24 protein-coding genes and 2 tRNA genes are annotated in these 24,138 nt (G+C 51.2%); 12 read left to right on the top strand and 14 right to left on the bottom strand.

From position 1 onward, the window contains the following. Position 1: 1 nt before the first annotated feature. The 3 genes from H9644_RS02010 to orn all read right to left on the bottom strand — a co-directional run bounded on the left by H9644_RS02010 (position 2) and on the right by orn (position 1,066). Positions 2-77, bottom strand: a tRNA-Gly gene (locus tag H9644_RS02010). 157 nt (positions 78-234) lie between these two features. Then, positions 235-310: transfer RNA gene (locus H9644_RS02015), tRNA-Gly, on the bottom strand. A gap of 210 nt (positions 311-520) precedes the next feature. Then, complete coding sequence (gene orn / locus H9644_RS02020; protein WP_191772885.1) at positions 521-1,066, bottom strand: oligoribonuclease; 546 nt, start codon at positions 1,064-1,066, stop codon at positions 521-523. 94 nt (positions 1,067-1,160) lie between these two features. Here orn and rsgA point away from each other — a divergent pair, with 94 nt between their 5' ends. The 3 genes from rsgA (at position 1,161) to mscM (ending at position 6,624) form a co-directional block, all read left to right on the top strand. Then, positions 1,161-2,213 carry a small ribosomal subunit biogenesis GTPase RsgA gene (gene rsgA / locus H9644_RS02025; protein ID WP_130205979.1) on the top strand — a complete coding sequence of 351 codons (1,053 nt, stop codon included), beginning with the start codon at positions 1,161-1,163 and terminating at the stop codon, positions 2,211-2,213. Positions 2,214-2,310: 97 nt separating this feature from the next. After that, positions 2,311-3,279 carry an archaetidylserine decarboxylase gene (asd, locus tag H9644_RS02030; protein WP_191772887.1) on the top strand — a complete coding sequence of 323 codons (969 nt, stop codon included), beginning with the start codon at positions 2,311-2,313 and terminating at the stop codon, positions 3,277-3,279. Positions 3,280-3,300: 21 nt separating this feature from the next. Next, positions 3,301-6,624, top strand: a complete 3,324-nt coding sequence (mscM, locus tag H9644_RS02035; protein WP_191772889.1) for a miniconductance mechanosensitive channel MscM — start codon at positions 3,301-3,303, stop codon at positions 6,622-6,624. Positions 6,625-6,661: 37 nt separating this feature from the next. Here the strand turns inward: mscM and H9644_RS02040 are convergent, their stop codons facing one another. The 3 genes from H9644_RS02040 to epmA all read right to left on the bottom strand — a co-directional run bounded on the left by H9644_RS02040 (position 6,662) and on the right by epmA (position 9,766). Next, positions 6,662-6,976, bottom strand: coding sequence for a YjeO family protein (locus H9644_RS02040; protein ID WP_191772891.1), 315 nt, complete (start codon positions 6,974-6,976; stop codon positions 6,662-6,664). A 91-nt stretch (positions 6,977-7,067) separates the two neighbouring features. Continuing rightward, positions 7,068-8,570, bottom strand: a complete 1,503-nt coding sequence (yjeM, locus tag H9644_RS02045) for a glutamate/gamma-aminobutyrate family transporter YjeM (RefSeq protein WP_105289490.1) — start codon at positions 8,568-8,570, stop codon at positions 7,068-7,070. A gap of 218 nt (positions 8,571-8,788) precedes the next feature. After that, a complete protein-coding gene (gene epmA, locus H9644_RS02050) occupies positions 8,789-9,766 on the bottom strand; it encodes an elongation factor P--(R)-beta-lysine ligase (RefSeq protein ID WP_064525770.1) in 978 nt (325 codons plus the stop codon). A gap of 324 nt (positions 9,767-10,090) precedes the next feature. Here epmA and frdA point away from each other — a divergent pair, with 324 nt between their 5' ends. The 6 genes from frdA to blc all read left to right on the top strand — a co-directional run bounded on the left by frdA (position 10,091) and on the right by blc (position 15,228). Next, positions 10,091-11,899: a fumarate reductase (quinol) flavoprotein subunit gene (gene frdA / locus H9644_RS02055; RefSeq protein ID WP_191772894.1), complete on the top strand. Its 1,809-nt coding sequence runs from the start codon at positions 10,091-10,093 to the stop codon at positions 11,897-11,899. After that, positions 11,892-12,626 (top strand): fumarate reductase iron-sulfur protein, encoded by a 735-nt coding sequence (gene frdB, locus H9644_RS02060; protein WP_064525766.1) that lies wholly within the window; start codon positions 11,892-11,894, stop codon positions 12,624-12,626. Before frdA ends, frdB begins: the two co-directional genes overlap by 8 nt. Positions 12,627-12,636: 10 nt before the next feature. Beyond that, entirely contained in the window at positions 12,637-13,032 is a 396-nt protein-coding gene (gene frdC, locus H9644_RS02065; RefSeq protein WP_000208757.1) for a fumarate reductase subunit FrdC, read from the top strand. A 10-nt stretch (positions 13,033-13,042) separates the two neighbouring features. After that, positions 13,043-13,402: a fumarate reductase subunit FrdD gene (gene frdD / locus H9644_RS02070; RefSeq protein WP_001299198.1), complete on the top strand. Its 360-nt coding sequence runs from the start codon at positions 13,043-13,045 to the stop codon at positions 13,400-13,402. A 62-nt stretch (positions 13,403-13,464) separates the two neighbouring features. Next, complete coding sequence (locus H9644_RS02075; RefSeq protein WP_064525879.1) at positions 13,465-14,607, top strand: BlaEC family class C beta-lactamase; 1,143 nt, start codon at positions 13,465-13,467, stop codon at positions 14,605-14,607. 87 nt (positions 14,608-14,694) lie between these two features. Next, positions 14,695-15,228, top strand: a complete 534-nt coding sequence (blc, locus tag H9644_RS02080; RefSeq protein WP_064525762.1) for a lipocalin Blc — start codon at positions 14,695-14,697, stop codon at positions 15,226-15,228. On the opposite strand, the gene sugE is transcribed toward blc, so the two are convergent. The 4 genes from sugE to efp form a co-directional block, all read right to left on the bottom strand. Further along, positions 15,225-15,542 (bottom strand): quaternary ammonium compound efflux SMR transporter SugE, encoded by a 318-nt coding sequence (sugE, locus tag H9644_RS02085; RefSeq protein WP_064525760.1) that lies wholly within the window; start codon positions 15,540-15,542, stop codon positions 15,225-15,227. The two genes, blc and sugE, sit on opposite strands and share 4 nt — an antisense overlap. A gap of 357 nt (positions 15,543-15,899) precedes the next feature. Then, complete coding sequence (ecnB, locus tag H9644_RS02090; protein ID WP_000239596.1) at positions 15,900-16,046, bottom strand: lipoprotein toxin entericidin B; 147 nt, start codon at positions 16,044-16,046, stop codon at positions 15,900-15,902. Positions 16,047-16,156: 110 nt separating this feature from the next. Beyond that, positions 16,157-16,282, bottom strand: coding sequence for a lipoprotein antitoxin entericidin A (gene ecnA / locus H9644_RS02095; RefSeq protein ID WP_064525758.1), 126 nt, complete (start codon positions 16,280-16,282; stop codon positions 16,157-16,159). A gap of 51 nt (positions 16,283-16,333) precedes the next feature. Then, the gene (gene efp / locus H9644_RS02100; protein ID WP_000257278.1) at positions 16,334-16,900 is read right to left on the bottom strand and encodes an elongation factor P; all 567 of its coding nucleotides are present in this window, start codon (positions 16,898-16,900) and stop codon (positions 16,334-16,336) included. 41 nt (positions 16,901-16,941) lie between these two features. Between efp and epmB the strand changes: the two genes are divergently transcribed. Continuing rightward, the gene (gene epmB, locus H9644_RS02105; RefSeq protein WP_105289488.1) at positions 16,942-17,970 is read left to right on the top strand and encodes an EF-P beta-lysylation protein EpmB; all 1,029 of its coding nucleotides are present in this window, start codon (positions 16,942-16,944) and stop codon (positions 17,968-17,970) included. A gap of 392 nt (positions 17,971-18,362) precedes the next feature. Further along, complete coding sequence (locus H9644_RS02110; RefSeq protein ID WP_191772896.1) at positions 18,363-19,232, top strand: YjeJ family protein; 870 nt, start codon at positions 18,363-18,365, stop codon at positions 19,230-19,232. 202 nt (positions 19,233-19,434) lie between these two features. On the opposite strand, the gene H9644_RS02115 is transcribed toward H9644_RS02110, so the two are convergent. From H9644_RS02115 to H9644_RS02125, 3 genes are all read right to left on the bottom strand, one after another. Then, on the bottom strand, positions 19,435-19,788 hold the full coding sequence (locus tag H9644_RS02115) for a DUF4156 domain-containing protein (protein WP_000558209.1): 354 nt from the start codon (positions 19,786-19,788) through the stop codon (positions 19,435-19,437). A gap of 137 nt (positions 19,789-19,925) precedes the next feature. Further along, the gene (gene groL / locus H9644_RS02120) at positions 19,926-21,572 is read right to left on the bottom strand and encodes a chaperonin GroEL (protein WP_000729132.1); all 1,647 of its coding nucleotides are present in this window, start codon (positions 21,570-21,572) and stop codon (positions 19,926-19,928) included. Between the two features lie 43 nt (positions 21,573-21,615). Next, entirely contained in the window at positions 21,616-21,909 is a 294-nt protein-coding gene (locus H9644_RS02125) for a co-chaperone GroES (RefSeq protein WP_001026276.1), read from the bottom strand. Positions 21,910-22,184: 275 nt separating this feature from the next. Between H9644_RS02125 and yjeH the strand changes: the two genes are divergently transcribed. After that, entirely contained in the window at positions 22,185-23,441 is a 1,257-nt protein-coding gene (gene yjeH, locus H9644_RS02130; protein WP_191772898.1) for an L-methionine/branched-chain amino acid transporter, read from the top strand. Positions 23,442-23,456: 15 nt separating this feature from the next. Here the strand turns inward: yjeH and H9644_RS02135 are convergent, their stop codons facing one another. Continuing rightward, positions 23,457-23,933 carry an FxsA family protein gene (locus H9644_RS02135; RefSeq protein ID WP_001267445.1) on the bottom strand — a complete coding sequence of 159 codons (477 nt, stop codon included), beginning with the start codon at positions 23,931-23,933 and terminating at the stop codon, positions 23,457-23,459. Between the last annotated feature and the right edge of the window lie 205 nt (positions 23,934-24,138).

The raw sequence follows: 24,138 nt of genomic DNA on the forward strand, positions 1-24,138 counted from the left end.
TTGGAGCGGGAAACGAGACTCGAACTCGCGACCCCGACCTTGGCAAGGTCGTGCTCTACCAACTGAGCTATTCCCGCTTAATCTTCGTCTTTCGAAACGCTACTGCCTTGGCTGCCTTTACTCACCTTAGTCACTTACTTTTGTAAGCTCCGAAGGATTCGTTCAGTTGCCGCCTTGTCGCAATTCGAAATACTGCGATTGGGTGGTCTGTGCCTTTCAGCACTTTTCAAATTTTGGAGCGGGAAACGAGACTCGAACTCGCGACCCCGACCTTGGCAAGGTCGTGCTCTACCAACTGAGCTATTCCCGCGTACTACTTAATTTTTGCTTTCGTAATTTCGCATTTCTGCGTCGTTACGGGAGGCGCATTATACGAGAAATCTTTCCCTCTGCAACCCCCCTAAAAAAATTTTTTTGAATTTTTATCTCAAGTGCCGAAATTATCAGCAAGGCGTTCAATTTAGCGTCAAAATCACGCCGCCGCAAGTGGATTCCGGCTGTTATGTGACCAGGAAAAATTTTACAGCTTGATAAAATGCTCGCGGTAGTAAGCCAGTTCCGCAACTGATTCGCGGATATCATCCATCGCCTGATGCGTCCCCTGCTTGGTAAAGCCATCAAGAATTTCCGGCTTCCAGCGGCGCGCCAGCTCTTTCAGCGTGCTGACATCGAGATAGCGGTAGTGAAAGTACGACTCCAGCTCCGGCATGTATTTGAACAGGAAGCGGCGATCCTGGCCGATGCTGTTACCGCAGATGGGTGATTTACCCGCAGGCACCCACTGTTTTAAAAATTCGAGCGTCGCCAGTTCTGCTTCTCGATCGCCCATCGTGCTCGCTTTCACGCGCTCTACCAGCCCGCTGGCGGTATGAGTACGCACGTTCCAGTCATCCATCAGCGCCAGCTGTTCATCAGACTGGTGTACTGCAATGGTCGGCCCTTCTGCCAAAATATTCAGGTTGGCATCGGTCACCAGCGTGGCAATCTCAATAATGCGATCGCGCTCGGGATCCAGACCGGTCATCTCAAGATCGATCCAAATCAGGTTGTTTTCATTGGCTCTCATGCTATTTTCCACCCATTCACAGTGACTATATTGATCCACAATTGCGTGTATCATAGATGTTTTGCCCATCAGGGGCGACCAGGAGTCTGTACGATTGAGTAAAAATAAACTCTCCAAAGGCCAGCAGCGCCGTGTGAACGCCAATCACCAGCGTCGTCTTAAAACGTCTAAGGAGAAGCCCGACTACGACGACAATCTGTTTGGCGAGCCTGATGAAGGTATCGTCATCAGCCGCTTTGGCATGCACGCTGATGTGGAATCCGCCGATGGCGACGTTCACCGCTGCAATATTCGCCGCACCATCCGTTCACTGGTGACCGGCGATCGCGTAGTCTGGCGTCCGGGTAAACCGGCGGCGGAAGGTGTAAATGTCAAAGGGATCGTGGAAGCGGTGCATGAACGCACCTCGGTGTTGACGCGCCCGGATTTCTACGACGGCGTGAAACCCATAGCCGCCAACATCGATCAGATTGTTATTGTCTCCGCCATTTTGCCGGAACTGTCGCTCAATATCATCGACCGTTACCTGGTGGCCTGCGAAACCTTGCAGATTGAGCCGATTATTGTGCTCAACAAGATAGACCTCCTGGACGACGAAGGCATGGCGTTCGTCAACGAACAGATGGATATCTACCGCAATATCGGTTATCGCGTATTGATGGTTTCCAGCCATACTCAGGACGGACTGAAACCGCTGGAAGAGGCGTTGACCGGGCGCATCAGCATTTTTGCCGGGCAATCTGGCGTTGGCAAATCCAGCCTGCTGAACGCGTTGCTGGGGCTGCAAAAAGAGATCCTGACCAACGATGTGTCTGACAACTCTGGTCTGGGCCAGCACACCACGACTGCCGCTCGGCTGTATCACTTCCCGCACGGCGGCGATGTGATTGATTCTCCGGGGGTACGTGAATTCGGACTCTGGCATCTCGAGCCGGAACAAATCACTCACGGTTTTGTCGAATTCCATGACTACTTAGGTCTGTGCAAATACCGCGATTGCAAACACGATACCGATCCGGGCTGCGCTATCCGTGAAGCCGTTGACGAAGGGAAAATCGCGGAAACCCGTTTCGAAAACTATCACCGTATTCTGGAAAGCATGGCGCAGGTAAAAACGCGTAAAAACTTTTCTGATACGGATGACTGACAATTAAGCTAACCGTCGTTAGAATCGTCCCCTTTTTTTTCAGGATCCGGTATGAACGTCGGATCAGGAACGACAAAACAATGGCCTGGAGGCTACCTTGTTAAATTCATTCAAACTTTCGCTACAGTACATTCTGCCGAAACTATGGCTTACTCGCCTGGCGGGTTGGGGCGCAAGCAAGCGAGCAGGATGGCTGACAAAACTGGTTATCGATCTGTTCGTTAAATACTACAAGGTCGACATGCAAGAGGCGCAGAAGCCAGACACCGCCAGCTACCGCACCTTTAACGAATTCTTTGTCCGTCCGCTGCGTGACGAAGTACGCCCAATCGATACCGATCCGAATGTTCTGGTCATGCCTGCCGATGGCGTTATCAGTCAGTTAGGTAAAATCGAAGAAGATAAAATCCTGCAAGCCAAAGGGCACAACTACAGCCTCGAAGCCCTGCTGGCAGGTAACTATCTGATGGCAGATCTCTTCCGCAACGGTACGTTTGTGACCACTTACCTCTCCCCGCGTGACTATCACCGCGTACACATGCCGTGTAACGGTATTCTGCGTGAGATGATCTATGTGCCGGGCGATCTCTTCTCCGTTAACCATCTTACCGCCCAAAACGTGCCGAATCTGTTTGCCCGTAACGAACGCGTTATCTGCCTGTTCGATACCGAATTTGGCCCGATGGCGCAAATCCTGGTCGGGGCGACGATTGTTGGCAGTATTGAGACGGTCTGGGCGGGTACCATTACGCCGCCGCGCGAAGGCATCATCAAACGCTGGACCTGGCCTGCCGGGGAAAACGACGGCTCCGTGGCGCTGCTGAAAGGCCAGGAAATGGGCCGCTTTAAACTCGGTTCCACCGTTATCAACCTGTTTGCACCGGGTAAAGTGAATCTGGTTGAGCAACTGGAAAGCCTGTCTGTCACTAAGATTGGTCAGCCGCTGGCTATCTCTGGCGAAACCGTTGTTGCGCCAGAAGCTGAACCTGCCCCGCTTCCTGCTGAAGAGATCCAGGCAGAACACGACGTCAGCCCATTGGTTGACGACAAAAAAGACCAGGTCTAATCCATCAAAGGAAACGCTGACGTGCGCCTGATTATCACTTTTCTGATGGCCTGGTGCCTCAGTTGGGGGGCGTACGCCGCAACGGCCCCCGATAGCAAACAAATCACCCAGGAACTGGAGCAGGCAAAAGCGGCAAAACCCGCGCAGCCGGAAGTCGTAGAGGCGCTCCAGTCTGCCTTAAATGCACTTGAGGAACGAAAAGGTTCCCTTGACCGCATCAAGCAATATCAAGAAGTCATTGATAATTACCCGAAACTCTCCGCTACCCTTCGCGCACAGTTAAACAACATGCGTGACGAACCGCGCAGCGTATCGCCGGGGATGTCTACCGACGCGCTGAATCAGGAAATTCTCCAGGTCAGTAGTCAATTGCTGGATAAAAGCCGTCAGGCCCAGCAAGAGCAGGAACGCGCCCGCGAGATTGCGGATTCACTGAATCAACTGCCGCAACAGCAAACCGACGCCCGCCGTCAATTGAATGAGATCGAGCGGCGTCTGGGAACGCTTACTGGCAATACCCCGCTCAACCAGGCGCAAAATTTTGCGTTGCAGTCAGACTCTGCACGTCTGAAAGCCCTCGTTGATGAACTGGAGCTGGCGCAACTGTCTGCCAATAACCGCCAGGAATTAGCGCGTTTACGCTCTGAGCTGGCAGAAAAAGAGAGTCAGCAGCTGGATGCGTATTTGCAGGCCTTGCGTAATCAGTTGAACAGCCAGCGCCAGCTGGAGGCGGAACGGGCGCTGGAAAGTACCGAGTTGTTGGCTGAAAGCAGTGCCGATTTGCCGAAAGATATCGTCGCGCAATTCAAAATTAACCGCGAACTTTCAGCGGCGCTGAATCAGCAGGCGCAGCGGATGGATCTTGTCGCTTCGCAACAGCGTCAGGCAGCCAGCCAGACGTTACAGGTCCGGCAGGCGTTGAATACGCTGCGTGAACAGTCGCAATGGCTGGGTTCGTCAAACCTGCTTGGTGAAGCGTTGCGGGCGCAGGTAGCACGGCTACCGGAAATGCCGAAACCACAACAGCTTGATACCGAAATGGCGCAGTTGCGCGTGCAACGGTTGCACTATGAGGATCTCCTCAATAAACAACCGCAACTGCGACAAATCCTTCAAGCTGACGGCCAACCGCTGACCGCCGAGCAAAACCGTATTCTCGAAGCACAACTGCGTACTCAGCGTGAGTTGCTTAACTCATTGTTGCAGGGCGGCGACACGCTGCTGCTTGAACTGACCAAGCTGAAAGTGTCTAACGGGCAACTGGAAGATGCGCTGAAAGAGGTCAACGAAGCGACGCACCGCTACCTGTTCTGGACCTCCGACGTGCGTCCGATGACCATCGCCTGGCCACTGGAGATAGCCCAGGATCTGCGCCGCCTCATCTCGCTGGACACCTTCAGCCAGTTAGGTAAAGCCAGCATCATGATGCTGACCAGCAAAGAGACGATTTTGCCACTGTTTGGCGCATTGATTCTGGTCGGTTGCAGTATCTACTCGCGCCGCTATTTCACCCGTTTTCTCGAACGTTCGGCAGCGAAAGTCGGCAAAGTGACTCAGGATCACTTCTGGCTGACGTTGCGCACTCTTTTCTGGTCGATTCTCGTCGCGTCACCGTTGCCGGTGCTGTGGATGACACTGGGTTACGGCTTGCGCGAGGCGTGGCCTTATCCGCTGGCGGTAGCGATTGGCGATGGCGTAACGGCCACCGTGCCGCTGCTGTGGGTAGTGATGATTTGCGCCACCTTTGCCCGCCCTAACGGCTTGTTTATCGCCCATTTTGGCTGGCCACGCGAACGTGTTTCCCGCGGGATGCGCTACTACCTGATGAGCATCGGGCTTATCGTGCCGCTGATTATGGCGCTGATGATGTTCGATAACCTCGACGACCGCGAGTTTTCTGGTTCGCTGGGGCGACTCTGTTTTATTCTTATTTGTGGCGCGCTGGCGGTGGTCACCCTCAGCCTGAAAAAAGCCGGTATTCCGCTGTATCTCAACAAAGAAGGTAGCGGCGACAATATTACCAACCATATGCTGTGGAACATGATGATCGGCGCACCGCTGGTCGCTATTCTGGCAGCGGCAGTCGGTTACCTGGCAACGGCACAGGCGCTATTAGCAAGGCTTGAAACCTCGGTCGCCATCTGGTTCCTGCTGTTGGTGGTTTATCACGTTATCCGCCGCTGGATGCTAATCCAGCGACGCCGACTGGCGTTTGACCGGGCAAAGCATCGCCGGGCGGAGATGCTGGCGCAGCGTGCGCGTGGTGAAGAGGAAGCGCATCATCACAGTAGCCCGGAAGGGGCAATTGAAGTGGATGAAAGCGAAGTCGATCTCGATGCTATCAGTGCACAGTCCTTGCGGCTGGTGCGCTCAATCCTGATGCTGATCGCCCTACTTTCGGTCATCGTGCTATGGTCAGAAATCCATTCCGCTTTCGGCTTCCTCGAAAATATTTCGCTGTGGGATGTCACCTCCACGGTACAGGGCGTGGAAAGTCTGGAGCCGATTACCCTTGGCGCAGTGCTGATAGCCATTCTGGTGTTTATCATCACCACGCAACTGGTGCGCAACCTGCCCGCCCTGCTGGAACTGGCAATCTTGCAGCATCTCGATTTAACGCCGGGTACCGGTTACGCCATCACCACCATCACCAAATATCTGCTGATGCTGATTGGTGGTCTGGTTGGCTTCTCGATGATTGGTATTGAGTGGTCGAAATTGCAGTGGCTGGTTGCCGCGCTTGGTGTTGGTCTGGGTTTTGGCTTGCAAGAGATTTTCGCCAACTTTATCTCTGGCCTGATTATCCTGTTCGAAAAGCCGATTCGCATTGGCGATACGGTAACGATCCGCGATCTTACCGGTAGCGTGACGAAAATTAACACCCGCGCCACCACCATCAGCGACTGGGACCGCAAAGAGATTATCGTGCCGAACAAGGCGTTTATTACTGAGCAGTTTATCAACTGGTCGCTCTCTGACTCGGTCACGCGCGTGGTGCTAACAATTCCGGCCCCTGCCGATGCCAACAGTGAAGAAGTGACGGAAATCTTGCTCACCGCTGCGCGCCGCTGCTCGCTGGTGATCGATAACCCGGCACCGGAAGTTTTCCTGGTGGATCTACAGCAAGGGATCCAGATTTTCGAGCTGCGTATTTACGCCGCAGAAATGGGCCACCGCATGCCGCTGCGCCATGAAATCCATCAACTGATTCTGGCGGGCTTCCACGCCCACGGTATTGATATGCCATTCCCGCCCTTCCAGATGCGTCTGGAAAGTCTGAACGGTAAACAAACGGGAAGAACATTAACTTCTGCGGGGAGACGTCGCCAGGCGGGAAGTCTGTAATGCATGAAGCTGCCGGAGTCGACTCTGGCAGCTTCAATCACCAACAAAACTGATAGCGCAGGAAAAACTGCCACAGCCAGTAGCCGAAAATCGCCAGCGCAGTGACGTACATAAACCAGCCGCGTTTTTTTCGCCACAGCGTGAACCAGAGAAAAGGGAAAAAGAGCGGCAACGTCATTATCACACCGACATCACGGGTATCGTCATCTTCCAGATACTCCAGCACATCGCAGATGTTTTTAACCCCGCCTTCATCAATCATCCACTCTTTGTCCAGCGCGGAAGTGATGGTTATCCAGAAGAACGCCACAATAAACCAGATGCAGCACAAGACAAACATGCGCGCACTCATGAGGTAATCGGCCGCTTAATTTCCCTAAAACGCATTCTGAACAAATCACCGTATTTACGCCCTATCGTCAGGCAGACGATAGGGCATCTGATTACTCAGCCGCCCACTGCGGATTTTTTGCCACTCTACTGCAATAGTTCTGGTAAATCGCCATCGCTAACAGCGAGAAGAAGACAGGACCGCCAATCATCCACAATGTGCTGTCCCAGTCTCCGGCTTCAACCACTGGCTGGATGATGGTGAAAACGTTCGCAAACGTCACCACCAGTACCACCACCACTGTCGCGATCGTTGCCGACATGTGTGTTTTGAAAATCACAAATGGTCTGTCGAGATCCTGACGTGCTTTAAAGAATGGGAAAGCCAGCGCGAGGAACAGGTAGGGAAGCGTCATGGAAACGTTCGCCATCAGCGTCAGCTTGTTAAAGAACGCCGATGCAGTACCACCGCCAAACGAAACCAGCAGGATGAAGACAGTAACCAGCCCACACTGCATCCACATGGCGATAGACGGCATGCCCATGGCGTTCAGGCGCGTCATCGGTTCCGGCCATAACGCTTTCGGCGTACCCTGGATGATCGCTTTTAGTGGCGAGTAGCAAAGTGTAAAGAACGCGCCGGTGTAAGCCAGGAACATCGAAAGCCCGGTAATACGCGCAAACCATACGCCCAGCGACAATGACGCTTCAGGTGACAAATGCAGCACGTTACCCAGCGTCATCCCCAGGCTTTTCATCAATACATAGGTGATATTGCCGAGGTTAACGGAACCATTACTTAATACCTGCTGCCAGTTAGTGCTGACGCCCCATAAAAATATCGCCAGTGAATAACCGATTGAAATAACAATAGCGGCAAAAACAATACCTTTGGCAAAGTTCTTTTCTGGGTTTTCTGTTTTATCTACCAGACCACCAACAGCTTCAATTCCGCCGTAAGCGAAAATGGCAAATACCACAAACGATAACATCGCCAGACCTGATTGATATCCTGGATTCGGCGATACCACGAAATTAATATCTTGTGCAAAATGGCCACCATTTAATAACAAAATGGCAATGCTCACTAACAGTAACACTAAATTAAGACACATTACTGCAATACCACCTACTGCAGTAATACGGGCAATTTTATTAATCCCTTTTGAGGCAACCACGGTAACCAGGATCATCCATGCCACCGCCAGCAGCCCCACTACCTGCGTTGGCTCCAGGCCAGCAATGCGCCAGTGCTGGGTCATGTCGGTACCGTAGAGGAACGTAGAAAATGGTACCCAGACTTTAGCTGAAGTACTCACCATCCAGATGATATAAGAGGAAAACCACATAAATGTGCCGATAAAGGCGAAACGTGGTCCGACACTATTATTCATCCAGGAATAAATGCCGCCTTCTTCTTTGCGATAGGCCGCGCCCATTTCTGCCATCATTAAGGCAAATGGTATGAAAAATAATAATGCAGAAAATATATAAAAGGGAATCGCACTATATCCCATTAAATAATAAGCTGCCGGGCTATTGGCAAACCCAAATACTGAAGTAAAGATCATCAATATGAGCCCTATCAGACTCATCTTCTTTATCGTGTGAGGCATGAAATTATCCTTCGTGTTAGCACATGTATAAAACGCGCGCACTGAACTGCACTACCCATTGATTGACGGGCCGCAATAAAAAATCATACAGAATTGATACCTGGATGATAGCAAATATCCAGTCTTAAATTGTGGCCTTTAGCAGAAAAATGAAAACATCCGCTACAGAATGGCGTTACAGCGCCATTCTGTGTGGTTAATTAGATGATTTTTCAGAATTATGCCCGGTCAACGCTAAAGGCAATCACTTCCGCAAGAGTCTCCGCGCCCAGCGCCAACATCACCAGACGATCAACGCCCAGAGCCACACCGGAGCAGTCAGGCATACCGACTTTCAGAGCTTCTATGAGGTTTTGGTCGATAGGATGCTGCGGTAAACCACGCGCCGCACGCTTGCGGTTATCCTGCTCAAAGCGTTGTTGCTGTTCACGGGCATCCGTCAATTCATGGAAACCATTCGCCAGCTCAATACCTTTGTAGTAAACCTCGAAGCGTTCTGCGACCCGATGATCCTCGGTACTAATTTGCGCCAGTGATGCCTGACTGGCAGGGAAATGATAAACAAAGGTCGGTTTTTCTTTACCAATGTTCGGTTCCACACCAAAGGTAAACAGCAACTGTAACAGCGTATCGCGGTCTTCTTCGGTATCTGCAACGTTGCTCAGATCCAGTTTCGCCGCCACTTCCCGCAGCTGCGTTTTATCAGCTGAGAGTGGATCAATGTCCAGATAACGTAAGAAGGCTTGCTGATAAGAAAGGCTTTCTGCTGCCGGGCAATCCAGTACTTGCTGCAGAAGATCGTCAACTTCGTTCATCAACCGGTACATATCATAATGCGGCCGATACCACTCCAGCATCGTGAACTCAGGGTTGTGATAACGCCCCATCTCTTCATTACGGAAGCTGCGACACAGCTGGAATACTGGGCCACAACCGGCAACCAGCAGGCGTTTCATGTGATATTCAGGGCTGGTCATTAACCACAGATTCATCCCCTGAGAGTGTCCGGGGCCAACGAAACGAGTCTCAAACGGGACCAAATGAATATCGGTTACCGTCGCCTGGCTCATACAAGGCGTCTCCACCTCCAGCACTCCACGATCGGCAAAGAAACGACGGATCTCCGCCATAATCGCCGCGCGTTTTAATAAGTTAGGAATGGATGCGCTCGGCTGCCAGGATGCCGTTTCGCTCATAGTGAAATCTCCAGTTTTTAACAAGGGCACGAAGTCTACTCGCAACGCGACGGCGAGACAAATTTTACGCAGGAATCAATCATCGGTGGGCGGTGACTAAAAAAACCGCAATATGATGGTTTAGTAATTAAATTAATCATCTTCAGTGATAATTTAGCCCCCTGGCGCACTAAAAAAATCGATCTCGTCAAATTTCAGACTTATCCATCAGACTATACTGTTGTACCTATAAAGGAGCAGTGGAATAGCGTTCGCAGACCGTAACTTTCAGACACTTCCCCTGAAGTACGGTGCTGCGGGATAAAAACAATCTGGAGGAATGTCGTGCAAACCTTTCAAGCCGATCTTGCCATTGTAGGTGCCGGTGGCGCGGGATTACGTGCTGCAATTGCTGCCGCGCAGGCAAATCCGAATGCAAAAATCGCACTAATCTCAAAAGTATACCCGATGCGCAGCCATACCGTTGCCGCTGAAGGGGGCTCCGCCGCTGTCGCGCAGGATCATGACAGCTTCGATTATCACTTTCACGATACCGTAGCGGGTGGCGACTGGTTATGTGAGCAGGATGTTGTGGATTATTTTGTCCACCACTGCCCAACCGAAATGACCCAACTGGAACTGTGGGGATGCCCCTGGAGTCGTCGTCCGGATGGTAGCGTGAACGTACGTCGCTTCGGCGGCATGAAAATCGAGCGTACCTGGTTCGCCGCCGATAAGACCGGCTTCCATATGCTTCACACTCTGTTCCAGACCTCTCTGCAATTCCCGCAGATCCAGCGTTTTGACGAACATTTCGTGCTGGATATTCTGGTTGATGATGGTCATGTTCGCGGCCTGGTGGCAATGAACATGATGGAAGGTACGTTGGTGCAGATCCGCGCTAATGCGGTAGTCATGGCAACCGGCGGCGCTGGCCGTGTTTATCGTTACAACACCAATGGCGGCATCGTAACTGGCGACGGTATGGGTATGGCACTGAGCCACGGTGTTCCGCTGCGTGATATGGAGTTTGTTCAGTATCACCCGACTGGCCTACCGGGTTCCGGTATCCTGATGACCGAAGGTTGCCGTGGTGAAGGCGGTATTCTGGTCAACAAAAATGGCTACCGTTATCTGCAAGATTACGGCATGGGTCCAGAAACTCCGCTGGGCGAGCCGAAAAACAAATACATGGAACTGGGTCCACGCGACAAAGTTTCTCAGGCCTTCTGGCACGAATGGCGTAAAGGCAACACCATCTCCACTCCACGTGGCGATGTGGTGTACCTCGACCTGCGTCACCTGGGCGAGAAAAAACTGCACGAACGTCTGCCGTTCATCTGTGAACTGGCGAAAGCTTACGTTGGCGTCGATCCGGTTAAAGAACCGATTCCGGTACGTCCGACCGCACACTACACCATGGGCGGTATCGAAACCGATCAGAACTGTGAAACCCGCATTAAGGGCCTGTTCGCCGTGGGCGAATGTTCCTCTGTAGGTCTGCACGGCGCAAACCGTCTGGGCTCCAACTCTCTGGCGGAACTGGTGGTCTTTGGTCGTCTGGCCGGTGAGCAAGCGATGGAGCGCGCATCTACTGCCGGTAATGGCAACGATGCAGCAATTAACGCACAGGTTGCTGGCGTTGAACAGCGTCTGAAAGATCTGGTTAACCAGGACGGCGGCGAAAACTGGGCGAAGATCCGCGACGAAATGGGCCTGGCCATGGAAGAAGGCTGCGGTATCTACCGTACGCCGGAACTGATGCAGAAAACCATCGACAAGCTGGCGGAACTGCAGGAACGCTTCAAGCGCGTGCGTATCACCGATACTTCCAGCGTGTTCAACACCGACCTGCTTTACACCATTGAGCTGGGCCACGGTCTGAACGTTGCCGAATGTATGGCGCACTCCGCAATGGCGCGTAAAGAGTCCCGCGGCGCGCACCAGCGTCTGGACGAAGGTTGCACTGAGCGTGACGACATCAACTTCCTCAAACACACCCTCGCCTTCCGCGATGCTGATGGCACTACCCGCCTGGAGTACAGCGACGTGAAGATTACTAAGCTGCCGCCGGCCAAACGCGTTTACGGTGGCGAAGCGGATGCAGCCGATAAGGCGGAAGCAGCCAATAAGAAGGAGAAGGCGAATGGCTGAGATGAAAAACCTGAAAATTGAGGTGGTGCGTTATAACCCGGAAGTCGATACCGCACCGCATAGCGCATTCTATGAAGTGCCTTATGATGAAACCACCTCATTGCTGGATGCGCTGGGCTATATCAAAGACAACCTTGCGCCGGACCTGAGCTACCGCTGGTCTTGCCGTATGGCGATTTGTGGCTCCTGCGGCATGATGGTTAACAACGTGCCGAAACTGGCATGTAAAACCTTCCTGCGTGACTACACCAACGGCATGAAGGTTGAAGCGTTAGCTAACTTCCCGATCGAACGCGATCTGGTGGTCGATATGACCCACTTTATCGAAAGCCTGGAAGCTATCAAACCGTACATCATCGGCAACTCCCGCACTGCGGACCAGGGGACTAACATCCAGACCCCGGCGCAGATGGCGAAGTATCACCAGTTCTCCGGTTGCATCAACTGTGGTCTGTGCTATGCCGCATGCCCGCAGTTCGGCCTGAACCCAGAGTTCATCGGTCCGGCTGCCATTACGCTGGCACACCGTTATAACGAAGATAGCCGCGACCACGGTAAGAAGGAGCGTATGGCGCAGTTGAACAGCCAGAACGGCGTATGGAGCTGTACTTTCGTGGGCTACTGCTCCGAAGTCTGCCCGAAACACGTCGATCCGGCTGCGGCCATTCAGCAGGGCAAAGTAGAAAGTTCGAAAGACTTTCTTATCGCTACCCTGAAACCACGCTAAGGAGTGCAACATGACGACTAAACGTAAACCGTATGTACGGCCAATGACGTCCACCTGGTGGAAAAAATTGCCGTTTTATCGCTTTTACATGCTGCGTGAAGGCACGGCGGTTCCGGCTGTGTGGTTCAGCATTGAACTGATTTTCGGGCTGTTTGCCCTGAAAAACGGCCCGGAAGCCTGGGCGGGATTCGTCGACTTTTTACAAAACCCGGTTATCGTGATCATTAACCTGATCACTCTGGCGGCCGCTCTGCTGCACACCAAAACCTGGTTTGAACTGGCGCCGAAAGCTGCCAATATCATTGTAAAAGACGAAAAAATGGGACCAGAGCCAATTATCAAAAGTCTCTGGGCGGTAACCGTGGTTGCCACCATCGTAATCCTGTTTGTAGCCCTGTACTGGTAAGGAGCCTGAGATGATTAATCCAAATCCAAAGCGTTCTGACGAACCGGTATTCTGGGGCCTCTTCGGGGCCGGCGGTATGTGGAGTGCGATCATTGCACCGGTAATGATCCTGCTGGTTGGCATTCTGCTGCCGCTGGGTCTGTTCCCGGGTGATGCACTGAGCTACGAACGCGTTCTGGCGTTCGCGCAAAGCTTCATTGGTCGCGTATTCCTGTTCCTGATGATCGTCCTGCCGCTGTGGTGTGGTTTACACCGTATGCACCACGCGATGCACGATCTGAAAATCCACGTGCCTGCGGGCAAATGGGTTTTCTACGGTCTGGCTGCTATCCTGACAGTTGTCACGCTGATTGGTATCGTTACAATCTAACGTATCGCCAATGTAAATCCGGCCCGCCTATGGCGGGCCGTTTTGTATGGAAACCAGACTTTATGCTCAAAACAACGCTTTGCGCCTTACTGATTACCGTCTCTTGCTCCACACTTGCCGCCCCCCACAGTGAACAACAAATCAACGATATTGTGCATCGCACGATTACCCCACTTGTTGAGCAACAAAAAATCCCCGGCATGGCCGTTGCAGTGATTTATCAGGGCAAGCCTTATTACTTTACCTGGGGCTACGCTGACGTGGCAAAAAAGCGCCCCGTCACACAGCAAACATTGTTTGAGTTAGGCTCGGTCAGCAAAACATTTACGGGCGTGCTTGGTGGCGACGCTATTGCACGAGGGGAAATCAACCTGAGCGATCCCGTCACAAAATACTGGCCTGAACTTACCGCTAATCAGTGGAACGGGATCACACTATTACATCTCGCTACCTACACCGCTGGCGGCCTGCCATTGCAGGTGCCGGATGACGTTAAATCCGCAACTGACCTGCTACGTTTCTATCAAAACTGGCAGCCTGCATGGGCGCCAGGAACACAACGTTTATATGCGAATTCCAGTATTGGTTTGTTCGGCGCATTGGCTGTGAAGCCATCTGGTTTGGGTTTTGAGCAGGCGATGCAAACTCGTGTCTTCCAGCCACTCAAACTCAACCATACGTGGATTAATGTACCGCCTGAAGAAGAAAAGAATTACGCCTGGGGGTATCGCGAAGGTAAGCCGGTGCATGTTTCACCGGGGGCGCTGGATGCTGAAGCTTACGGTGTGAAATCAACGATTGAAGATATGGCACGCTGGGTACGAAGCAATATGAATCCCCGTGATATCAACGAAAAAACACTTCAGCAAGGTATCCAACTAGCGCAATCTCGCTACTGGCAAACCGGCGATATGTATCAGGGCCTGGGCTGGGAAATGCTGGACTGGCCGGTAAATCCTGACAGCATCATTAATGGTAGCGACAGTAAAATTGCGCTGGCGGCACGACCAGTAAAAGCGATGACGCCCCCAACTCCTGCTGTACGTGCATCATGGGTACATAAAACAGGCGCGACTGGTGGTTTTGGCAGCTACGTCGCGTTTATCCCAGAAAAAGAGCTGGGTATTGTGATGCTGGCTAACAAAAACTATCCCAATCCAGCGAGAGTCGACGCCGCCTGGCAGATCCTCAACGCCCTGCAGTAAAATTTCACCGGGTCCGAATTTTCGGACCTTTTCTTCGCATTTTCTTGCTGTCATCTACACTTAGAAAAAACCAGTAAGGAAACATCTATGCGCCTGCTCCCCCTCGTTGCCGCAGCGACGGCTGCATTTCTGGTCGTTGCCTGTAGTTCTCCTACGCCACCGCGTGGCGTGACCGTAGTGAATAATTTCGACGCTAAACGCTATCTTGGCACCTGGTATGAGATTGCTCGTTTTGATCACCGATTTGAGCGCGGGCTGGAGAAAGTCACCGCAACATACAGCCTGCGGGATGATGGCGGCCTGAACGTCATCAATAAAGGCTATAACCAGGACCGGGAGATGTGGCAGCAAAGTGAAGGGAAAGCATACTTTACCGGCGCGCCTGACCGCGCGGCGCTAAAAGTGTCGTTCTTTGGCCCTTTCTATGGCGGCTATAACGTGATTGCGCTCGATCGGGAGTACCGCCACGCGCTGGTTTGCGGCCCGGACCGCGACTACCTGTGGATACTCTCCCGCACACCAACCATTTCTGACGAAGTTAAACATGAGATGCTGGCAGTCGCGACCCGGGAAGGGTTTGATGTCAGTAAGTTTATTTGGGTACAGCAGCCCGGTAGTTAGTGAGTGCTAAGTTTCAGACCAATAATACCCAGTACGATTAACGCCAGACTCGCCAGGCGCATCGGGTTAGCGGACTCGCCGAGCAGCACAATGCCGGTGATGGCCGCGCCGACTGCGCCAATCCCCGTCCAGACCGCATAAGCCGTCCCTACAGGCAATGACTTCATCGCCCAGGCGAGCAGCGCCATACTGACAATCATCGCCATCACGGTAATAACACTTGGCGTCAAACGGCTAAAACCGTGGGTATATTTCAGGCCAACGGCCCATACTACTTCGAGCAGACCAGCAATAATTAATATTATCCAGGACATATCAGGCTCCGGAGAATTGGGGCCGTCCCCGGTGGAAAGAAGCGTTTGCAGGTCGTCCTGCAAAGCTGATGATTGAACGGGTATTTTGCCTGGTGGCAGGGGAATTTCAACTATTACCTTAGTGACTATCGCAGAAAAAACAAACGGCACGACACAGCTGTCGCACCGTTACACATTGTTGACAAAATGCGCGTTGTTTATGCCGGATGCGGCGTAAACGCCTTATCTGGCCTGCAAAATCGTGCAAGTTCAATACATTGCATGGGAAATGTAGGCCTGATAAGCGAAGCGCATCAGGCAGTTTTGCGTTTACCATAAGTCTCAAACGGCACGACAACTCTGCCGTACCGTTATTGCTTATTGCTGTGCCTTCGTCGCTGCGCCAGAAATCGCATTACCGCCGTCGGAAATATCTTCACCAACGCCACGCGTGGTGTTGCAGGCAGTTAATACAGTTGAAAGCACCAGAACAGAAAAGATCGCTGCAATTGTCTTCTTCACCATAACGTCTTCCTTTTAGGTAATGTTATTTGTGTTTGCCTATAGCAAATTAATAATAGACAACACCACCGAAAATGACGGAAATCTGATGATTTTTATGAAGAGAAGAAAAATTAGCTGGCAGCGCGGGAGATGGAATTACCGAGATGTTTAATGTCTTCACCAAAACCGCGAGCGGTGTTACAGCCCGTGAGCAGCGCACTGGCAAGCAAAACAAGAAGGATAAGGCGTTTCATCATCTCTGACCTGAGAAAGTGATGGTGCAGCCAACAGGCCGCACCACAACCGCATTACTTCACGCGAGATACGTATTCACCAGAGCGGGTATCCACTTTGATGACTTCGCCGATCTGTACGAACAGCGGAACTTTAACCACAGCGCCAGTAGACAGGGTAGCTGGTTTGCCGCCAGTACCTGCAGTATCACCTTTCAGACCTGGATCGGTATCAACGATTTCCAGTTCAACGAAGTTCGGCGGAGTTACGGAGATTGGCTGGCCGTTCCACAGAGTTACGATGCACTCAGCCTGATCCAGCAGCCATTTAGCGTTGTCGCCAATTGCTTTCGCATCAGCAGACAGTTGCTCGAAGGTTTCGTTGTTCATGAAGTGCCAGAACTCACCGTCGTTGTACAGGTAAGTCAGGTTCATATCGACAACATCAGCGCCTTCAGCGGAATCGGTAGATTTGAAGGTTTTTTCTACGCGAGTACCAGTCAGCAGACGACGCAGTTTAACGCGAGCGAATGCCTGACCTTTACCCGGTTTCACGAATTCACTCGCTTCAACCGCGTAAGGTTCGCCATCTAACATGATTTTAAGACCAGCACGAAAATCGTTGCTATAGTACGTTGCCATAAGGCCCTCTGAAATTTGTTAATTGGTAGCTAAGCCACAAAATGGCACATATTGTAACCCTAAATACCCCATCCAGAGAAGATTGGTTAACGCAACTTGCCGATGTTGTGACCGATCCTGATGAACTTCTGCGTCTTTTGAATATAGACGCGGACGAAAAACTGTTGGCCGGACGCAGTGCTAAAAAGCTGTTTGCCCTGCGAGTGCCCCGCTCATTTATCGATCGCATGGAGAAAGGCAATCTGGACGATCCACTTTTGCGTCAGGTACTTACCTCGCAAGATGAGTTTGTCGTCGCGCCCGGATTCTCCACCGACCCATTGGAAGAACAGCACAGCGTAGTGCCTGGTTTGTTGCATAAATACCACAACCGGGCGCTATTGCTGGTCAAAGGCGGCTGCGCGGTAAATTGCCGCTATTGCTTCCGCCGCCACTTCCCGTATGCCGAAAATCAGGGCAATAAACGTAACTGGCAGACGGCACTGGAGTATGTTGCTGCGCATCCTGAACTGGACGAGATTATTTTCTCCGGCGGCGATCCGCTGATGGCGAAAGATCACGAACTGGACTGGTTGTTAACGCAACTGGAAGCCATCCCACATATCAAACGTCTGCGTATTCACAGCCGTCTGCCGATTGTGATTCCCGCTCGTATTACAGAGGCGTTGGTTGAACGCTTTGCCCGTTCTACGCTGCAAATCTTGCTGGTGAATCACATCAACCATGCCAATGAGGTGGATGAAACATTCCGTCAGGCGATGGCTAAATTACGCCGTGTCGGCGTCACCCTGCTTAACCAAAGCGTTCTGTTACGTGGCGTGAACAATAACGCGCAAACGCTGGCAAATCTGAGTAATGCACTGTTTGACGCCGGTGTGATGCCCTATTACCTGCATGTGCTCGATAAAGTGCAGGGCGCGGCGCATTTTATGGTGAGTGATGACGAAGCGCGGCAGATTATGCGTGAGCTTCTGACGTTAGTATCGGGATATCTGGTGCCCAAACTGGCACGCGAGATTGGTGGCGAACCCAGCAAAACACCGCTGGATCTCCAGCTACGCCAGCAGTAACTGATTAAACATAGAAGTTAGATGTAAACATTGCCTGATGCGTTTCGCTTATCAGGCCTACATCGTGCATTGTAATTGATGGAATGTTCGAGAATTTGTAGGCCGGATAAGGCGTTTACGCCGCATCCGGCCAGAGCAACGAACACGAGTACAGCGATCTGTCATTAAACAGGGAAGTTTAATCTTTACCCGTTGCATTAGCCTTAAATATTCATTTGATGTATTTTTTATCACTTACATAATTAACATCAATAATTATCCATTCTTTTCTGTTTATCTAGAGTGCCCCCCCTAATTTGTGTTATTTTAACAGCTATTACTATGAAGCTCATTTATCTAGCTTATAAATTAAATTTAATTATTTTTTTGAGAAATGGTTAGGGAGAACCTACATGGCCATAAGCATCAAGGGTGTTAATACTGGTGTTATTCGCAAGAGTAATAATTTCATTGCGCTGGCGCTGAAAATAAAAGAGCCTCGCAATAAAGAATCGTTGTTTTTCATGTCTGTGATGGAACTGCGCGACCTACTGATTGCACTGGAAAGTCGTCTACATCAAAAGCATAAACTGGATGCTGATGCACGTCTTCAGTACGAGCAGGCTCGCGATAAAGTCATTAAAAAAATGGCAGAAAATATCCCAGAAATCCAGGTTGATGAGCTGAAGAATGCCGATATTAATCGCCGAGTTAACACGCTGGAACTTACAGATAACCAGGGTGAAAATCTCACATTCACATTAACTCTGCATGATGGCAGCAAAAGTGAATTAATCGTCAATGAGTTGCAGATTGAAATGTTGGCGCGGGCAATCATTCATGCAATTAATAATGCAGAAATGCGTGAACTGGCATTGCGTATTACATCTCTGTTAGATTTCCTGCCGTTATATGACGTCGACTGCCAGGAGAATGGTAATCTGGAATATGACACCTATTCACAACCAGCATGGAAACATAATCTGTTTAACCATTATCTGGCGGTACTTTATCGCTTTAAAGATGAAAGTGGCAAAGAGCAATTTAGCGGCGCAGTAGTAAAAACGCGTGAAGCAACACCGGGTAAAGAAGTGGAGGCTATCACTCGCCGGATGCTTGATTTCAGCCCTCGACTGAAAAAGCTCGCTGGAGTGCCATGTCAGGTCTACGTTCGTACCGTGGCAGCAAATAACGCCCAACCACTAACCCAGGATCAATGCTTACGCGCGCTGCATCACCTACGCGTCCAGTCCATCAGCAAAACTGCACCACAGGCGAAATAATCTCATCTGTTTTACTACAAGGCTGGAATCATCCAGCCTCAGATTGCTGATAACGTGATCGTTTCTCTTGCTGGATGCGGCGTAAACGCCTTATCTGGCCTACAAATTCTCGAACATTCCATCAATTACAATGCACGATGTATGCCTGATAAGCGAAGCGCATCAGGTAATTACACGTTTGCCATCCAGCCTCTGAATCACATCAGTTCGGGCACTTGTAAACCTGGCCGATAATCTGACTATCAGTCGGGACAAAGCTAGACAACATTCCCTGCGACGGGCTGCTGATACCATAAATCACGTTACCGCCCATTGCTGCCGCCTGGTTGCGCAGATCGTTTGCCGCACCGCGCATAGAACCGCCTTCTTCACCGTGTTGTCCGGAAAGCCAGTTGCTTTGCTTACCTGTCGCTGTACCAATCAGCTGGCACTCTGCACCTGGTTGCTCGTCCACGATGCGAACGCTCTGTCCGGCAGCGCTCAATTCGTTGCTGGAGCTACACCCCGCCATCAGTAGCGCGGCACCGACAATCCCTGCTAAGTATTTTACGTGCATGTTATTCCCCATAATCAATGAGCTGGACGCAACTCGCGTCGTCCGTGTCTGAATCTTATACTAGAAAGATGACCAAAAGAAAAACCCCCAGACATTTCTGCCCGGGGGTTTCTTTATTTCTGCGAGGTGCAGGGCAATTACATCATGCCGCCCATGCCACCCATGCCGCCCATACCGCCAGCAGCGCCTAAGTCAGCTGCATCGTTTTTCGGCAGGTCGGTAACCATGCACTCAGTGGTGATCATCAGGCCAGCCACAGAAGCTGCGTACTGCAGAGCAGAACGAGTTACTTTGGTTGGATCCAGGATACCCATGTCGATCATGTTGCCATATTCTTCGGTTGCAGCGTTGTAGCCGTAGTTGCCGTCGCCAGCTTTAACAGTGTTCGCAACAACAGACGGTTCTTCACCGCAGTTCAGCACGATCTGACGCAGCGGAGCTTCCATTGCACGCAGTGCAACTTTGATACCCACGTTCTGCTCTTCGTTCTGACCACGCAGGTCAGCCAGTTTAGACGCTACGCGGATCAGCGCAACACCACCACCAGCAACCACGCCTTCTTCTACCGCAGCACGGGTCGCGTGCAGGGCGTCTTCAACGCGTGCTTTTTTCTCTTTCATTTCAACTTCGGTAGCAGCACCAACTTTGATAACTGCAACGCCGCCAGCCAGTTTCGCTACGCGCTCCTGCAGTTTTTCACGGTCGTAGTCAGAAGTTGCTTCTTCAATCTGCTGACGGATCTGAGCAACACGGCCCTGGATTGCAGCTTCTTCACCCACGCCATCGATGATGGTGGTGGTGTCTTTGTTGATTACAACACGTTTAGCCTGGCCCAGGTCTTCCAGGGTTGCTTTTTCCAGCTCCATACCGATCTCTTCAGAGATTACAGTACCACCGGTCAGGGTTGCGATATCCTGAAGCATAGCTTTACGACGATCACCGAAGCCCGGAGCTTTAACCGCAGCGACTTTCACGATGCCACGCATGGTGTTAACAACCAGAGTTGCCAGCGCTTCGCCTTCAACATCTTCAGCGATGATCAGCAGTGGTTTACCTGCTTTTGCAACAGCTTCCAGAACTGGCAGCATTTCGCGGATGTTGGAGATTTTCTTGTCAGCCAGCAGGATGAACGGGCTTTCCAGTTCTACTGCGCCAGTTTCCGGCTTGTTGATGAAGTAAGGAGACAGGTAACCACGGTCGAACTGCATACCTTCAACCACGTCCAGTTCGTCCTGCAGGCCAGTACCGTCTTCAACGGTGATAACGCCTTCTTTACCGACTTTGTCCATCGCTTCAGCGATCAGTTTACCTACGGTTTCGTCGGAGTTAGCGGAGATAGTACCAACCTGAGCAATCGCTTTAGAGTCAGAGCACGGTACGGACAGCGCTTTCAGTTCTTCAACTGCAGCGGTTACAGCTTTGTCGATACCACGTTTCAGGTCCATCGGGTTCATGCCCGCAGCAACAGCTTTCAGACCTTCAGTGATGATAGCCTGAGCCAGTACGGTTGCGGTGGTGGTACCGTCGCCTGCAGTGTCGTTCGCTTTAGAGGCAACTTCTTTCACCATCTGCGCGCCCATGTTTTCGAACTTGTCTTCCAGTTCGATTTCACGAGCAACGGAAACACCATCTTTGGTGATGGTCGGTGCACCGAAAGATTTATCCAGAACTACGTTACGGCCTTTCGGACCGAGGGTAACTTTCACTGCATCTGCCAGTACGTTTACGCCGCGCAGCATTTTCACACGAGCGTCGTTACCGAATTTTACGTCTTTAGCTGCCATTATCTTTATTCCTTAAATTCGTATGTTCAGTGTCGTGCGCGGATTACGCTTCAACAATTGCCAGAATGTCGCTTTCGGACATGATCAACACTTCTTCATTGTCGATCTTCTCAGACTTCACACCGTAGCCATCATTGAAAATTACGATGTCGCCAACTTTCACGTCCAGCGGCTTCACTTCGCCATTTTCAAGGATACGGCCATTGCCAACAGCCAGCACTTCGCCACGGGTAGATTTAGCCGCTGCAGAGCCGGTCAGAACGATGCCGCCAGCAGATTTAGTTTCAACTTCTTTACGCTTGACGATCACGCGATCATGCAATGGACGAATATTCATTGATAACTCTCCTTTGAGAAAGTCCGTATCTGTTATGGGTGACGCCGGACCTTACGTGGTTTCCCGGCTGGTGACCAGTGAAATGGGGATGGGCATCTCCCCCTTCAAGGGGGCAAATGAAAAAAAATTCTGATCAGTACAAAATCGGGTAAAAATCCTGATTCACATCACATTTCATCGCAATTTCTCCATCGCCGCCATACGCGAATCCGATTGTGCTACCATCAAAATCCTGCGCAGTTGCCCAAAATTTGGGCACAATTGGACATTAACCCATGAGTGGACTCAAACAAGAACTGGGACTGGCCCAGGGGATCGGCCTGTTATCAACCTCATTATTAGGCACAGGCGTATTTGCCGTTCCCGCATTAGCCGCCCTGTTAGCGGGCAATACCAGTCTGTGGGCCTGGCCCGTTTTGATTATCTTAGTGTTCCCGATTGCAATCGTCTTTGCGCTGCTGGGACGCCACTATCCCAGCGCGGGCGGCGTCGCGCACTTCGTTGGCATGGCATTCGGCTCGCGGCTTGAGAGGGTCACTGGCTGGCTTTTTTTATCGGTCATTCCCGTTGGCTTGCCCGCTGCGCTACAAATTGCCGCTGGCTTTGGCCAGGCAATGTTTGGCTGGCATAGCTGGCAACTGTTATTGGCGGAACTCGGTACGCTGGCGCTGGTGTGGTACATCGGTACTCGCGGTGCCAGTTCCAGTGCTAATCTACAAACCGTCATTGCCGGGCTTATCGTTGCGCTGGTTGTCGCTCTCTGGTGGGCGGGCGATATCAAACCTACAAATATCCCCTTCCCTGCGCCTGGTAATATCGCACTTACCGGGTTATTTGCTGCATTATCGGTGATGTTCTGGTGCTTTGTCGGTCTGGAGGCATTTGCCCATCTCGCCTCGGAGTTTAAAAATCCGGAGCGTGATTTTCCGCGCGCTCTGATGATTGGTCTGCTGCTGGCAGGACTAGTCTATTGGGGCTGTACGGTGGTGGTATTACACTTCGACGCCTACGGTGAAAAAATGGCGGCGGCAGCATCGCTTCCAAAAATTGTGGTGCAGCTGTTTGGTGTAGGAGCGTTGTGGATTGCCTGTGTGATTGGTTATCTGGCCTGCTTTGCCAGCCTCAACATTTATATACAGAGTTTCGCCCGCCTGGTCTGGTCGCAAGCACAACATAATCCTGACCACTACCTGGCACGCCTCTCTTCTCGCCATATCCCGACTAATGCCCTTAATGCCGTGCTCGGCTGTTGCGTGGTGAGCACGTTGGTGATCCATATGTTAGGGATCAATCTGGACGCACTCATCATCTATGCCAACGGCATCTTTATTATGATCTATCTGCTGTGCATGCTGGCAGGCTGTAAATTATTGCAAGGACGTTATCGGCTACTGGCGGTAATTGGCGGGCTGTTATGCGTTCTGTTACTGGCGATGGTCGGCTGGAAAAGTTTATATGCACTGATCATGCTGGCAGGGTTATGGCTGTTTCTGCCAAAACGAAAAACGCCGGAAAATGGCATAACCACATAATCCGGCGTTTCAACATTAATCCTGGCGATCGTCTTTATGATCAAGGCGGTCGCGGTCATCATCCTTTCGCTGATACTCACCATCAAAAGTATTACCGCCACCGGTTCCGGCGCTAAAACCGCCGCCCGGCATACGGGAAAAGCGCAAATGCGGCATCAGCTTCACAGTCAGGTGCTTTTGCACTGGCGGTAATAAAAGAAGAAGGCCGAGGAAATCGGTGAAAAAGCCCGGTAATAAAAGCAACAAACCGGCAATGATCAACGAAACACTTTTAATCATTTCCGCTGCCGGGTTTTCACCCGCCGCCATTTTTTGTTGCATCAGCACAAAATTCTTAAAGCCCTGGTTACGTACCAGCGACATACCGATAACCGATGTGAATATAACCAATACAAGAGTTAGCAATACACCTAATACATGAGCAACCTGGATAAAGATTGAAATCTCAATATAGACATAAAGGAAAATGGCAATAAAAGGTAACCAGCGCAAAGGTTTCTCCTGTAATAGCAACCGGTTAAATCCGGATGCCTGAATGGGTTGCGAATCGCGTTCAGCTTATATTGTGGTCATTAGCAAAATTTCAAGATGTTTGCACAACTATTTTTGGTAGTAATCCCAAAGCGGTGATCTATTTCACAAATTAATAATTAAGGGGTAAAAACCGACACTTAAAGTGATCCAGATTACGGTAGAA

This window comes from Escherichia whittamii (assembly GCF_014836715.1).
Lineage (GTDB): Bacteria > Pseudomonadota > Gammaproteobacteria > Enterobacterales > Enterobacteriaceae > Escherichia > Escherichia whittamii.

Excerpts from the sequence above, each read along its gene's own strand:
- orn (WP_191772885.1), bottom strand. The coding sequence starts at position 1,066 with ATGAGAGCCAATGAAAACAACCTGATTTGGATCGATCTTGAGATGACC.
- H9644_RS02040 (WP_191772891.1), bottom strand. The coding sequence starts at position 6,976 with ATGAGTGCGCGCATGTTTGTCTTGTGCTGCATCTGGTTTATTGTGGCG.
- yjeM (WP_105289490.1), bottom strand. The coding sequence starts at position 8,570 with ATGCCTCACACGATAAAGAAGATGAGTCTGATAGGGCTCATATTGATG.
- epmA (WP_064525770.1), bottom strand. The coding sequence starts at position 9,766 with ATGAGCGAAACGGCATCCTGGCAGCCGAGCGCATCCATTCCTAACTTA.
- frdB (WP_064525766.1), top strand. The coding sequence starts at position 11,892 with ATGGCTGAGATGAAAAACCTGAAAATTGAGGTGGTGCGTTATAACCCG.
- frdC (WP_000208757.1), top strand. The coding sequence starts at position 12,637 with ATGACGACTAAACGTAAACCGTATGTACGGCCAATGACGTCCACCTGG.
- frdD (WP_001299198.1), top strand. The coding sequence starts at position 13,043 with ATGATTAATCCAAATCCAAAGCGTTCTGACGAACCGGTATTCTGGGGC.
- H9644_RS02075 (WP_064525879.1), top strand. The coding sequence starts at position 13,465 with ATGCTCAAAACAACGCTTTGCGCCTTACTGATTACCGTCTCTTGCTCC.
- blc (WP_064525762.1), top strand. The coding sequence starts at position 14,695 with ATGCGCCTGCTCCCCCTCGTTGCCGCAGCGACGGCTGCATTTCTGGTC.
- sugE (WP_064525760.1), bottom strand. The coding sequence starts at position 15,542 with ATGTCCTGGATAATATTAATTATTGCTGGTCTGCTCGAAGTAGTATGG.
- ecnB (WP_000239596.1), bottom strand. The coding sequence starts at position 16,046 with ATGGTGAAGAAGACAATTGCAGCGATCTTTTCTGTTCTGGTGCTTTCA.
- ecnA (WP_064525758.1), bottom strand. The coding sequence starts at position 16,282 with ATGATGAAACGCCTTATCCTTCTTGTTTTGCTTGCCAGTGCGCTGCTC.
- efp (WP_000257278.1), bottom strand. The coding sequence starts at position 16,900 with ATGGCAACGTACTATAGCAACGATTTTCGTGCTGGTCTTAAAATCATG.
- epmB (WP_105289488.1), top strand. The coding sequence starts at position 16,942 with ATGGCACATATTGTAACCCTAAATACCCCATCCAGAGAAGATTGGTTA.
- H9644_RS02110 (WP_191772896.1), top strand. The coding sequence starts at position 18,363 with ATGGCCATAAGCATCAAGGGTGTTAATACTGGTGTTATTCGCAAGAGT.
- H9644_RS02115 (WP_000558209.1), bottom strand. The coding sequence starts at position 19,788 with ATGCACGTAAAATACTTAGCAGGGATTGTCGGTGCCGCGCTACTGATG.
- groL (WP_000729132.1), bottom strand. The coding sequence starts at position 21,572 with ATGGCAGCTAAAGACGTAAAATTCGGTAACGACGCTCGTGTGAAAATG.
- H9644_RS02125 (WP_001026276.1), bottom strand. The coding sequence starts at position 21,909 with ATGAATATTCGTCCATTGCATGATCGCGTGATCGTCAAGCGTAAAGAA.
- yjeH (WP_191772898.1), top strand. The coding sequence starts at position 22,185 with ATGAGTGGACTCAAACAAGAACTGGGACTGGCCCAGGGGATCGGCCTG.